Source organism: Neobacillus sp. K501 (genome assembly GCF_053749995.1).
Genome location: NZ_JBSLYA010000010.1, coordinates 83,899 through 96,327, shown reverse-complemented (window position 1 = coordinate 96,327; position 12,429 = coordinate 83,899). Strand labels below are relative to the sequence as shown.

Sequence of the window (12,429 nt, the reverse complement as noted above, 5' to 3'; positions counted from 1 at the left end):
AAACAACCTATATATCAGTCGAAATAATTGTCGGAATCAATGGTTTATCCCCAAGTAATGGGCATAAACGAATGGCGAAGGTTCTCACGAATGACTTCGCCATTGTATTTGAACTTTAAAGTTCGATTATTGACCTTGAACCATGAACGCGATAACAACCGCGATGATAGGAATCGCCTCAACTAACGCAACCCCGATGAACATTGTAGTTTGAAGCATACCACGAGCTTCTGGCTGACGAGCGATACCTTCTACTGTTTTTGAAACGATAAGACCGTTACCGATACCTGCACCTAGTGCCGCTAAACCAATTGCAATTGCTGCTGCTAAAAGACCCATTTGAAAATTTCCTCCTTTAATGTATGAAAAAATAAATTATTATTTTTGTTCTTTATGAAAGAACGGTATATCTTAATGGTCTGAGCTCACTTTGTGAGACAAGTAAACCATTGTTAACATTGCAAAAATAAATGATTGGATGGCGCCGACAAAGACTGAGAAGCCTTGCCAAACGAGCATTGGTAGTGCAGCGGCAATAGTTCCGCCGACACCGGTTGCTAAACCAGCTGCGAGTAAGCTTAATAAAATTTCCCCCGCATAAATGTTTCCGTAAAGACGGAGACCGAGAGTCAGAGTATTTGCAAACTCTTCAATAATTTTGATTGGGAACATAAACCAGAACGGTTTAAAGAATTCCTTCCCATATGCTGCTGATCCTCTCATCTTTACACCATAGTAATGAGATAATCCCACGACTAATGTGGCTAAAGTCAGTGTGACAGCCGGATCTGCGGTTGGTGATTTCCACCAAAGTTCACCGTCTACAACAACTGAGAAAGGCAGCCCTAGCATATTTGCTACAAAGACATACATGATGATGGTAATCCCAAGGACATGGAACCGTCCGCCATCTTTCCAATCCATCGTACTGTTAATGATGTTTTTCACAAAATCCATTACCCATTCCATGAAGTTCTGGATACCTGTTGGTTTCATCGCCAGCTTCCGAGTAGACAGGACAGCAATCAAAAAGACAATTAACGTTGCAATGGTAATCATCAAGATGTTCGCCAAGTTAAATTGGAGCCCAAGAAACGTTACTATTGGAGCTTCATGATGCAACAGTATTCACCTCGCTTCCCCCGTTATTTATCTAAAAAGAAATATTGATAAAAAAAATCTATCATAATGACAATGTAGGATGTCATTAATCCTATTACTACACTAATGAGGTGCAGATGGTCTGGATACCTCATGGCGATCACTACTGCTAATGCTCCGGTAGCCAACCGTGAAAATGATCCAAGCGAGCGAATTTTCCTGCCTTCCGCTGCTGCCTGTCCAAAATTGTCGATTTTCCTCGCCATCAACCACAAATTAAAGAGGCTCAAACTTGTCCCAAGAACCAACCCTAGAAAGATTGATTGCTGTGATGTGAACCCCCAACCAAGCACATAAAAAGACAATAAAAAAAACATCCATTTTCGCTGTCGTGCAAACATTGTTTGAAATTCTGGCATGGTTGGTTTAATCTCCTGAGTTGAAATGACGAATAGAGTATAACATTGAATAAATACCGGCCGCTAAACCAAGGAACAATCCGATTATTAAGAAAATTGGCTCTGTACCCCACTGTTTATCCAGCCATCTACCTGCAAATAGACCGATTAGAATGGATCCGACAAGGGAGGCAAGAATGGTGGACATTAAGGCATATGCTTTTAGTGGATTGCGGTTTTCTTTACGCATTTTATCGCATCCTCACCATAAGAGAATGGCATCAAAACGAGGTTTATGTACAAAAAGGATGTATCGAGAAAACTCTAAAAAGTTTGTCGAAATTATGAAAACCCTCTCATTTTACATCCTTTGTTAGCATACAATAGCACCCTGTCAATGTCAATGGATTTACGTGAAAATATCCACAATCTATTCTCGATAAATTCTTCCATCTTTGTGTGATGTATGTCACTTATATTTTAGTTGAAATCAGGTATGAGTTTTGACAAAAATGTGTCCATTTTGTGAACTTTTAATTCACAACTTTTTTAACATCCCCTGCACTCCCTACCCTGGTTCCTTCTCCGATGATCAGCATCCTTTCAATAAAATCCTCCTTGCCTGCCTTTTTCGCAAACACTTTGGCAAGATAAGCCCCCGATGAAGGAATATTTTCTGGCGGTACGTCCTTACTAATCAATCCCTTTTTCATATTCTGTTCGCTATCCAAAAATCCCACAAAGCGGTAGTCATCGGGATTAAACAATGCGATGCCAAATTCCTCTGCTCCCCCTGGAAGGTACACCTCGTATCGGTAGCTTCCCGGCTGGTCGCCTTCCTTAAAATCAAAGCCCATCACCCTCGGATAGTTCGGCTCTTCCAAAACATACATATAAGGGATGTTGATTTTTGTCTCGCCAGCATCAATCGACAGGTAGCCATCGTGAATTTTCCCCTTCAATTGGTCCGGCTCCACTGTCAATTCAATTTTTGTTTCCTGGGATTCGCCAGGTTCAAGAGTAAAGGATAGGGGAAACCGCCACTCTAAGCCCTCGACATGTTTTGGAATTTCAAAGGAATAATGCAGCTTATGGTCCGATACATTCTTTATTGTTAAAAAGGCTTTATGAACATCTTCCTCCCCTTCAAATTTGCCAAAACGGATACTGCTTGGCGAGACGAGTGACTTTGCCTTCACCGCTTCCGCAACTTGGATCCTCCCCGCTCCCTGCTCATACGTCCGATAAGGAGTAGATGATTCACTTTTTACTAACGGTTTTGCGGTATTCATCAGGGCTGCCTTAATCTGCTCCGGTGTCCAATCCGGATGGGCTTGTTTAATTAACGCAGCCGCTCCAGCGACATGCGGCGCCGCCATGCTCGTTCCCTGCAGCGACAGATAACCACCCGGAATCGTCGAGTTGATCGCTACCCCTGGGGCAACAATGTCCGGCTTCACCTCCCAGGTGCCAGTCACCGGGCCGCGCGAACTAAAGTCAGCGAGCTGATCTTTTTCGTGACTCACGGAAATTCTTACTGTTGTATTTACTCGTTTTTTCAGGACTTCCCCATCCTTTTTCGATAGGGACCCTACCGGTATCGAGAGCGGATGCTCAAGATTGCCCATAAAATTTCCGCTCAGATTATTGTAGATAATCACCGCACTCGCTCCTGCTTCAAGCGCGTTTTGTGCCTTTTCCGTAAACGTAAGCTTCCCCCGTTTTAGCAGTACGATTTTCCCAGCTGCATCTTTGAGCTCGTCTTTCGAGCCGAGTCCACCATAGACGAGGGGCAGGGAGCGGTCGATCGTCCATTTCCCCGACCCTTCCAGCGGTTGTACCGTCAGTCTATTCCGCGTTCCTTCTATTAATATAGAAGGAACCTCCATTGTTGGTGTCGAGGCGCCAACGGAGATTGCCTTTGACGCTGTCCCGGGTGAACCGACAGTCCAAATATTCGGTCCAGAATTCCCATTTGCCGCAATCGCAACAATCCCTTTTTCAACAGCACGATTGAGCGCAAGGCTGATTGGCAAATCGGGACCATTGACATCATTTCCGAGTGATAAATTCATAATATCCACCTTGTCCTTTATTGCCTGTTCGATTGCGGCAATCACTTGCTCCGTCGTCCCGCCGCCACCTGGACCAAGCGCCCGGTAAGCAAGAATTTTTGCCTCTGGAGCCACCCCTTGGATTCGACCATTCGCGGCAATAATCCCAGCAACATGGGTTCCGTGGACAGTCGCTCTCCCCAAGGTTTTTGTCTCCATTGGGTCCGTATCATTATCCACAAGGTCGCGGCCGCCGCCGTAATTACGTCTGAGGTCGGGGTGCGTATAGTCAACACCGGTATCGATGACCCCGACGGTCACTCCCCTTCCTGTCAGCCGCTGGTTTTTGTCATCAAACAGGCCGCGGACTTCCTCACCGCCAATCATCTTCCGGCTCTCCTCTGTTTGTACCTGATACTTGGCTACGGGAGAAACGGAAATGATTTTTTTGTTCTGTTCCTGAGCCAGCATTTCTAGCGTTTCCGGGTTTCCTTCTACAGAAAATCCATAGATCGCCTCTTGAAAAACATGGCGCAGTTTAAGATCCTTGTAGGGTTTTAGGAATTGTTCGATTTCAAGTGGAGTTTGCCGTTTTTCGAGGACGACAATCGCAATCCGTTCCTTTGGAATCGGAGGAGTTTCAAGCATTCGTGCTGAGGCCAGCGTTTGGATGGAAAAAATAAGTACAAGCAGAAGCGTCCATTTTTTCATGCAAATATTTCCCCTTTTTTTCATATCGTTTTCTTTAAAAGGGGAAAATATGCGGATTTTTATCTTGATCACTGTTTTTTGTCGGCCGGAACCATGCTTATGACTGCGTTTTAGTCATTTATGACCGGATTTTTTCTATTTATGACCACATTTTTTCTTCTTGTGACCAGATCCGAACTGATTATGACCACCACTTACAAAAAAACAAAAAAACTGAACAGACCGCACAAGTCTGCTCAGTTTTCCAAATATTATTTCGTTCCAAACAACCGGTCGCCAGCGTCGCCTAGTCCAGGTACGATGTAGCCATGGTCGTTCAACTTTTCGTCCAAAGCGGCGATATAGATGTCCACGTCCGGATGGGCTTCCTTCAACGCTTCTAATCCTTCTGGTGCCGCGATCAGACACATAAATTTGATATGTTTGCCGCCGCGCTTTTTCAACGAGTTAATCGCTTCAATTGCGGAACCGCCGGTCGCCAACATTGGATCCACAACGATGAAGTCGCGCTCTTCGACATCGCTCGGCAATTTCACGTAGTACTCGACTGGCATTAATGTTTCTGGGTCACGATATAAGCCGATATGGCCGACCTTCGCCGCGGGAATCAATTTCAAAATCCCGTCAACCATACCAATTCCAGCGCGCAAAATAGGTACTAGGCCGAGCTTTTTCCCAGATAGAACCTTTGATTTTGACGGGCAGACTGGTGTTTCGATTTCAATTTCCTCAAGTGACATATCCCTTGTGATTTCAAAAGCCATGAGTGTTGCGACTTCGTCTACCAATTCGCGGAATTCTTTTGTTCCTGTGTTTTTATCACGGATGTATGTAAGCTTGTGCTGAATAAGTGGATGGTCGAAGACGTAAACCTTTGCCACAATGATCGCCCCTTTTTAATAAAATTGTTTTACACACTGCGTTTAATTCTACAGAAAAATATATCACGAGGCAACTTTCAACAAAAAGAAATCGACCAAAAAATAGGGTCGATTTCTAGGATGTTTAATATTCTGGATAAAGCGTGAATTTGCTTGTCAGCGCATCAACACGAGCGGCTGCTTCCTGCAACTTCGCTTCATCTTCATGATTTTTCAACGTAAAGGCGATGATAGAAGCAATCTCATCCATATCCTCTAATCCAAAGCCGCGGCTTGTGACAGCTGCTGTACCGATACGGATACCGCTTGTCACGAATGGGCTTTGCGGATCGAATGGGATGGTGTTTTTATTAACGGTAATTCCTATTTCATCCAACACCTTTTCTGCTACTTTACCCGTTAAACCAAGTGTCTGCATATCTAATAGCAGTAAATGGTTGTCCGTACCGCCAGAAACAAGCTTGATGCCTTCCTTTTCCAAGCTTTCCGCTAAGCGTTTTGCATTGGAGATGATGTTCCCAGCATATTCTTTAAAGCTATCCTCAAGTGCTTCGCCAAATGCCACTGCCTTCGCCGCAATCACGTGCATTAACGGACCACCTTGAATTCCAGGGAAGATCGATTTGTCGATTTTCTTGCCAAATTCCTCTTTGCAAAGAATCATCCCGCCACGAGGACCGCGCAGCGTCTTATGCGTAGTCGTTGTGACAAAATCAGCATATGGTACTGGATTTGGATGTAAACCTGCCGCAACTAAACCAGCAATATGCGCCATATCTACCATCAAGTATGCGCCGACTTCATCGGCAATTTCACGGAATTTCGCAAAATCAATTTCGCGCGGGTAGGCACTAGCACCAGCAACAATTAACTTTGGCTTATGCTCGCGCGCTTTTTCTAATACATCCTCATAATTGATGCGGTGCGTCACTTCATCCACACCATATTCAACAAACTTATATTGAATACCACTGAAGTTTACCGGGCTGCCGTGTGTTAAGTGGCCTCCATGAGAAAGGTTCATTCCAAGTACTGTGTCCCCGTGCTCTAAGATCGTAAAGTAAACCGCCATATTCGCTTGGGCACCAGAGTGCGGCTGAACATTGACGTACTCCGCACCGAAAATCTCCTTGGCACGGTCGCGAGCGAGGTCTTCGACGACATCCACATATTCACAACCGCCATAATAGCGGCGTCCAGGATAACCTTCTGCGTACTTGTTCGTTAACACGGAGCCTTGTGCTTCCATTACTGCTTCACTGACAAAGTTTTCTGAGGCAATTAATTCAATTTTCCCACGTTGACGTCCCAATTCTTGCTGAATTGCTTCAAATACCTGCTTGTCCTGATTTGACAAATGCTTCATCGTCATCCCCCTTAAGTTTGTAGGCCGCGATAGACTTGATGTTGCTTCGCACCAAACAACTTGGTCCGAAATTCACCTTTACACTGCCTATATGTATAAACATTTTTTTCGAAAATTCCCTCTATATAATAGCACGTTTCTTGTAAAAAAAGAACTGGGGATTTACGAAAAATCCCCTTTTTACGAAAAATATTCGTTGGTATGGAGTTGAATCTGAGGTATTTCCGAATAATAACGCGAATTAACCTTAAATTGTACGGTTTTTACCTAAAACTACTCAGCTGCAGCTTGAGTTTTCCTGCTTCCGCTCGTAAACGGCCCGGGCGCCGCCAATCAATTTTGGCCGGGTTTTTGCCAACGTCACATGGGCATGCCCAACGGTTTTTTGACTGACCCTTACTGGCACCGCCACCGGCTTTAAGTGCATCCCGATTAACGTGTTGCCGATATCCATTCCCGCTTCTGCTTTAATCGACTCGACGACAACGGCATCGGCAAGCTGTTCAAACGCATATGTAGCCATCGCGCCGCCAGCGGTACGGACAGGAATCACCGTCACCTCATCCAAGCCTCGTCCCCCCGCCACTTTCCGCTCCACCACGAGCGCTCGGTTTAAGTGCTCACAGCATTGGAACGCCAAAGAAACGCCTGTTTCCGCAGCAAACCTCTTCAACCCGCGAAAAATCATTTCTGCCACCTCGAAGGTCCCGGCCGTCCCAATTTTCTCACCAATCACTTCACTTGTGCTGCAGCCAATGACGAGCAGCTGGCCAGCGCGCCAGTCTGCCTGCTTGTGAAAATCTGCTAATATCGTTTCAAGCTCTTTTTCCCATTGCTCGATCATCGCAGTCATCCTACTTATTTTCGTATTCCGTGATTTTTCCAATGCGGTTGGCATGACGGCCGCCTTCAAACTCAGCTGTTAACCAGATCTGCGCGATATCTCGGGCAAGCCCTGGACCAATCACACGCTCCCCCATCGCCAGCATATTGGTGTCATTATGCGCACGGGTCGCTTTCGCACTAAAGGTATCATGAACAAGGGCACAACGGATTCCCTTTACCTTGTTGGCCGCAATGCTCATGCCAATTCCAGTTCCACAGATTAAAATCCCGCGGTCAAACTCGCCGCTCGCCACCTTTTCCGCAACCGGAAGTCCATAATCCGGGTAATCAACGGATGTTTCACAATCACAGCCGAAGTCCTGATACTCAATGCCCATTTCATCCATTAAACTAGCGATTTCTCTCCGAAGATTCACTCCGCCATGATCTGAAGCTAATGCCACTTTCATAAAAAACTCCTCCAGTTTCGATTACAATTTTTCAAGTGCTTTATCAATTAATTTTTCCAGCTCACGATAGGTTTGTTGATAGATCGCCAAGCTGCCGCCAAACGGATCGACGACATCGGAATCCACTTCCTCTCCGGTAAATTCCTTTAAGGTGTAGACTTTGCCAGGACCGTATTGCTGAACTATCGCCGCCTTATGCGAAGCCGTCATCGTCAAAATGAGATCGGCCCATGCGACTGCCGCTGGATCAAGCTGGCTCGATCGATGCTGGTGCGGAATCTGGTTCAACTCGAGCACCTTTTGTGCATGATCAGAAGCCTCACTGCCCGTTGCTGCATAAATTCCCGCTGATCTTACCTCGATTCCGTCGATGTTTTTCTGTTTTAAAATCGCTGCCGCCATTGGACTTCTGCACGTATTTCCAGTACAAACAAACAAAATCCGCCGCAAACCATCTGCCCCCTCTCATCTATTTCTTATTTTATCAAAACCTCCTGCAATTAAAAAACCTTTCCGATTATCAGAAAGGTTTTTTACAGGAAAGGATATAGAAGCTTTATGCCAAATGCCAACAGAATGCTGCCGCCGAGTGCTTCACTGTACGAGCCGATCCAATTCTGTGCCTTTTTCCCGAGCAGCAGACCGGCCCAGGTTTGCAAGGTTGCCACCACCCCAAAGCAAATAATGACGAGCAGCGTTTTGGCCCCATAGATTCCTAAGGTGAGCCCAAGCGAAAAACTATCGAGACTGACACTTAAGGCAAAGATGAAGAGCCCGAGGCCCATTGGTGTGATAGCCTTTTCCTCACCTTTTCTAAGGCTTGACCAAATCATTTGCACCCCGAGTATAATCAGGAGCAAGCCGCCAATTAGCGACGCAAATGTCCCAAATTTCTCTGATAAAAACTTCCCAGCCACCATGCCAGCAAGCGGCATCAATACATGGAAAATCCCAATTGTGATTCCGATGTTAAAAATCTGCCGCAGCCTCAATTTATACATGCCCATTCCGAGGCCCACGGAAAAAGCATCCATTCCTAACGCAAACGCCATCAACAACAGCGTGACAATCTCCCCAACCATGCCTGTCATCCTTGTACCCGCTCCCCTCGGACTTGCCTACTTCAACATATGCACGTCCAAGCGGAAATAGAAGTCTGGATTGGGGGTTGGGTTATTCTCCTTTTTCTATTTGGTAGTTATACAATTTTCAGGGCAGGTTTTACAAATTCGAGGGCACCTTTTACAATTTACACGCCGCCTTTTACAATTCAACCGCTACCTTTTACAATTCCAGTTTCCTTCAACAATTTTCTGCTGAACTTTTACAATTTACACGCCCGCTTTTACAATTTCCCACTAACCTTTTACAATTCCACCGCTACCTTCAACAATTCCCCACCCAACTTCAACAATTAAAAAACCGGGACCCTCTGCACCACAGGTCCCGGCCATCCAAATTATTCACTAATCACTTTATTCCCTGCCGCTTTCTGCAATCGGTTCATGATCGCATGGCCGACGCCCGTATTCGGGAACATTTCACTAAAAATAATATCCACATCACTTTGATTAAACTTGCGCAAAGTATCATAAAGACCCGCCGCAACCGTTTCTAATTCCGCTCTCCGTCCACAGGCGAGCACAACATCCGCTCCCACAAACTCAGCAGCACTCTCTTCCGTCGCCAGCACACCGACCTTCAGCCCTTCCCGCTGCTTTTCCTCTATTAACTCGCGCAAAAATCCTTTGGTGCCTGTCACCAAATAAAGCGGAGCATTTGGTGCGTAATGCTTATACTTCATGCCCGGTGATATCGGCTTTGACACCTCGTCGACCAATGCCGGGTCTACGCCAACCTCACCAATCACCTCTTCTAGCTGTTCCTTCGTCACACCACCAGGACGTAAGATCACCGGAACAGCCAGAGTGCAATCAACGACCGTCGATTCAACGCCGACACCTGTGGCACCGCCATCAAGCACACCGGCAATTTTTCCATTTAAATCATCCAACACATGCTCAGCCGTTGTCGGACTGGGCTTGCCTGAGCTATTCGCACTCGGAGCGGCGATTGGCAAGCCACATTTTTTCAGCAAGGCAAGCGCCAATGGATGATCCGGCATCCTTACTGCCACCGTCGCTAATCCAGCCGTTGCTATTTCTGAGAGAACGCCAGCCTTCTTTTTAAAAATAATCGTCAACGGCCCCGGCCAGAACTTGTCCATCAAACGGACCGCCTTCTCCGGAATTTCCGTGACAAACCGATTTAACTGTCCCCTGTCAGCAATGTGGATAATCAGTGGATTATCACTCGGTCTGCCCTTGGCCGCAAAAATTTTCTCCACCGCCACATCACTTTCGGCATTTCCACCTAAGCCGTAAACCGTTTCCGTTGGTAGGGCGACGACCTCATTTTCCCGTAAAAAATGAGCGGCATCCACAACTTGTGGATTATTTTCGAGGTTATCCACATTTTTATCCACTTTCCACACTTTTGTACCCATTGTTATCCACCTTTATCTCAAACAAATGAAAACTCGAAATTTGCCGAATCTAGGCATCTAGACTCATATTTTATCATCAACATGTTTGCAAGTATAAAAGAAGGTGGGGACAAATACAAGATACTATCCACAATTTGTGTATAACTTTACGGAAATAGTGGATAACTTTGTGGATATATCCACAATTATAATGAAAATTTTAAAAATAACGAGTTATCCACATTGAAAACGTGTCGAATATGATCTGACCCATAAAACTCAGCAGGTATATCTGTCTTTTCCACCCTCCGAAAACCTAGTAATTCAAAAAACGTTAAGGCACCACCTTTATTCGTTGCTAAAAACACGCTCTTCAGTCCCTTTTCCTTCGCCAATTGCATCATTTGATTGATCAAAATATAAATATCCTTATCCGCCATTCCCGGCGAAACAACGAGTGAACGCAGCAGCCCGAACTCCGCGAATGCTTCAATTCCTAGTGTCCCCTTAATCGCTCCAACTTCATCCTCTAGCAAAAGAAAGTATTCGACCGTTTCCTCTGTTAATCCATCTGTCCCCAGGTTCGCTCTTGAAAGAAACTCTCGTAAATTCCCTAAATCCCCCTGATTCGCCGAGCGTATTAGTGCTTGCATCCCTTCCACCTCAACTTTTTAGATTCTACTCTATCAATATGGGATTCATAGAAGAAATAGAACTAACTCTAGCAAAGAAATTTCCCCCACTATCAAAGGTGGCAGATTTGCACTTATTCACAAAAAAACCAGCCCTAGTAACAGGACTGGATTGGGCTGGCAGGATTAAAAGAGAGTATCCCACATTTCCACAACGAAGAATTTCACTTTCACTGGCTCTTCATCTTCCTCTGTATACACCGGTGCGGTTTTCTCCTTTTTTGACGGTTTCTCCTTCTCTGAGTCTGCTTCCTTCTCTACCTTTTCGAAATCTTTGTCCTCATCTTTTGCAGATTCCATCTCGACCCTAGCTTTCTTCGACTCCACTTTCTTTTCGATCTCTTTCGTTACCTTCTCAACCTGCTTTTTCACCGTTGCTTTTACTGGAGTTTCTTCCTCGACCTCAGCCTCTTCCACCACTTTCTTAACTTCCTCAACTTCTATCTCCACGTTGTTAACAGGCTCTTCTTTCTCAGCCGCCACCGCTGTTTTGCTTTCATCAAAGCCATCACTGACCGCTACCCCGTTCGAAAAATCCAAGAAACATAACGGTGGATAAAGTACGCACCACCAATTGGCACCTCCGCCTTCACCTAACGTAATCAAGATCGCTTCATACTCACCAGCTGGATATAAAAATTCCCCATATAATTTCGTCGGAAACTGAACCTTATCAAATTCTACCTTCACACTCTGATCGGAACCCTGCCCAGCAACAACCTCTTCGGCAATCCCTTGAATCTCAGGTAGCTTCGCTTGCAGCACCGCTTTCGCCTTCTCTTTAGAGGTCAACTCCTGCACCCACAAAGTAATTTGAGCATTGACCGCATCGCGAACCATCCGCTTAATCTCTTGATCTTTTCCTGAATCACTATTTGCTAGAATTCTAAGTCGAATCGCATCCGCCGGAATAATCACCGAATCCTTCGCGACCGCTTCATTTTTTGGTATATATAAATTAATAATAGTAGCAAACGATAAAACCACTAAGTACGCCCATACTAATACTTTATTGTTCATCTCTCGCACCGCCCCTTCGATATCTTCATTGTGGACAGAACGAAAGAATCTTAAACTAGTAAATTTTAAAAAAACTAGATTGAATTACGAAAATCGGAAGCAACTTATGATCCGTGCCCCAGGCGTTGGAACTGAATTCAGATAACTCCACATTTGTATTTTTTATGGTTGATTAGCGTTTGATAGGAGAATTCATAAGAGAAGAATTTTCCGTTAATGTCAAAAAGGAAGCCTATGAAGCTAATATAAGGGGAGAAATTCCGCTTAAATGCTCTTAATAAGTCAAAATCCAAGGATTTAGATCATATAGGGAAAAAAACTTCCCTTATTTTGAAGGAAATATAGGTATTTTCCAAAATAAGCGAAAATTTTCCGTTTATTTTTAAAACACTGCATTCCGTTATAACAGAGCCATAAATTTAAAAA

At 44.9% G+C, this 12,429-nt stretch carries 14 protein-coding genes; all 14 read right to left on the bottom strand.

The window, feature by feature from the left end; translation table 11 throughout:
• Nucleotides 1-126: 126 nt before the first annotated feature.
• The 14 genes from atpE to spoIIR all read right to left on the bottom strand — a co-directional run bounded on the left by atpE (nt 127) and on the right by spoIIR (nt 12,003).
• A complete protein-coding gene (gene atpE, locus ACWM35_RS20155; protein ID WP_053368380.1) occupies nt 127-339 on the bottom strand; it encodes a F0F1 ATP synthase subunit C in 213 nt (70 codons plus the stop codon).
• A gap of 72 nt (nt 340-411) precedes the next feature.
• Nucleotides 412-1,122 carry a F0F1 ATP synthase subunit A gene (gene atpB, locus ACWM35_RS20150; protein WP_454820672.1) on the bottom strand — a complete coding sequence of 237 codons (711 nt, stop codon included), beginning with the start codon at nt 1,120-1,122 and terminating at the stop codon, nt 412-414.
• Nucleotides 1,123-1,145: 23 nt separating this feature from the next.
• Nucleotides 1,146-1,520, bottom strand: coding sequence for an ATP synthase subunit I (locus tag ACWM35_RS20145; RefSeq protein WP_454820671.1), 375 nt, complete (start codon nt 1,518-1,520; stop codon nt 1,146-1,148).
• A 7-nt stretch (nt 1,521-1,527) separates the two neighbouring features.
• Nucleotides 1,528-1,749: an AtpZ/AtpI family protein gene (locus ACWM35_RS20140; protein WP_454820670.1), complete on the bottom strand. Its 222-nt coding sequence runs from the start codon at nt 1,747-1,749 to the stop codon at nt 1,528-1,530.
• Nucleotides 1,750-2,032: 283 nt separating this feature from the next.
• Entirely contained in the window at nt 2,033-4,264 is a 2,232-nt protein-coding gene (locus ACWM35_RS20135) for a S8 family serine peptidase (RefSeq protein WP_454820669.1), read from the bottom strand.
• A gap of 251 nt (nt 4,265-4,515) precedes the next feature.
• Complete coding sequence (gene upp / locus ACWM35_RS20130; RefSeq protein ID WP_454820668.1) at nt 4,516-5,145, bottom strand: uracil phosphoribosyltransferase; 630 nt, start codon at nt 5,143-5,145, stop codon at nt 4,516-4,518.
• 124 nt (nt 5,146-5,269) lie between these two features.
• Nucleotides 5,270-6,511 (bottom strand): serine hydroxymethyltransferase, encoded by a 1,242-nt coding sequence (gene glyA, locus ACWM35_RS20125; RefSeq protein WP_454820667.1) that lies wholly within the window; start codon nt 6,509-6,511, stop codon nt 5,270-5,272.
• A 277-nt stretch (nt 6,512-6,788) separates the two neighbouring features.
• Nucleotides 6,789-7,364 (bottom strand): TIGR01440 family protein, encoded by a 576-nt coding sequence (locus tag ACWM35_RS20120; RefSeq protein ID WP_454820770.1) that lies wholly within the window; start codon nt 7,362-7,364, stop codon nt 6,789-6,791.
• Nucleotide 7,365: 1 nt separating this feature from the next.
• Nucleotides 7,366-7,806: a ribose 5-phosphate isomerase B gene (gene rpiB / locus ACWM35_RS20115; protein WP_454820666.1), complete on the bottom strand. Its 441-nt coding sequence runs from the start codon at nt 7,804-7,806 to the stop codon at nt 7,366-7,368.
• A gap of 21 nt (nt 7,807-7,827) precedes the next feature.
• A complete protein-coding gene (locus ACWM35_RS20110) occupies nt 7,828-8,256 on the bottom strand; it encodes a low molecular weight protein arginine phosphatase (RefSeq protein WP_454820665.1) in 429 nt (142 codons plus the stop codon).
• 83 nt (nt 8,257-8,339) lie between these two features.
• Nucleotides 8,340-8,897: a manganese efflux pump MntP gene (locus ACWM35_RS20105; protein WP_454820664.1), complete on the bottom strand. Its 558-nt coding sequence runs from the start codon at nt 8,895-8,897 to the stop codon at nt 8,340-8,342.
• A gap of 368 nt (nt 8,898-9,265) precedes the next feature.
• Nucleotides 9,266-10,312: an L-threonylcarbamoyladenylate synthase gene (locus ACWM35_RS20100; RefSeq protein ID WP_454820663.1), complete on the bottom strand. Its 1,047-nt coding sequence runs from the start codon at nt 10,310-10,312 to the stop codon at nt 9,266-9,268.
• Between the two features lie 185 nt (nt 10,313-10,497).
• Complete coding sequence (locus ACWM35_RS20095; protein ID WP_454820662.1) at nt 10,498-10,944, bottom strand: GNAT family N-acetyltransferase; 447 nt, start codon at nt 10,942-10,944, stop codon at nt 10,498-10,500.
• Between the two features lie 165 nt (nt 10,945-11,109).
• Nucleotides 11,110-12,003: a stage II sporulation protein R gene (gene spoIIR, locus ACWM35_RS20090; RefSeq protein ID WP_454820661.1), complete on the bottom strand. Its 894-nt coding sequence runs from the start codon at nt 12,001-12,003 to the stop codon at nt 11,110-11,112.
• Nucleotides 12,004-12,429 lie beyond the last annotated feature (426 nt).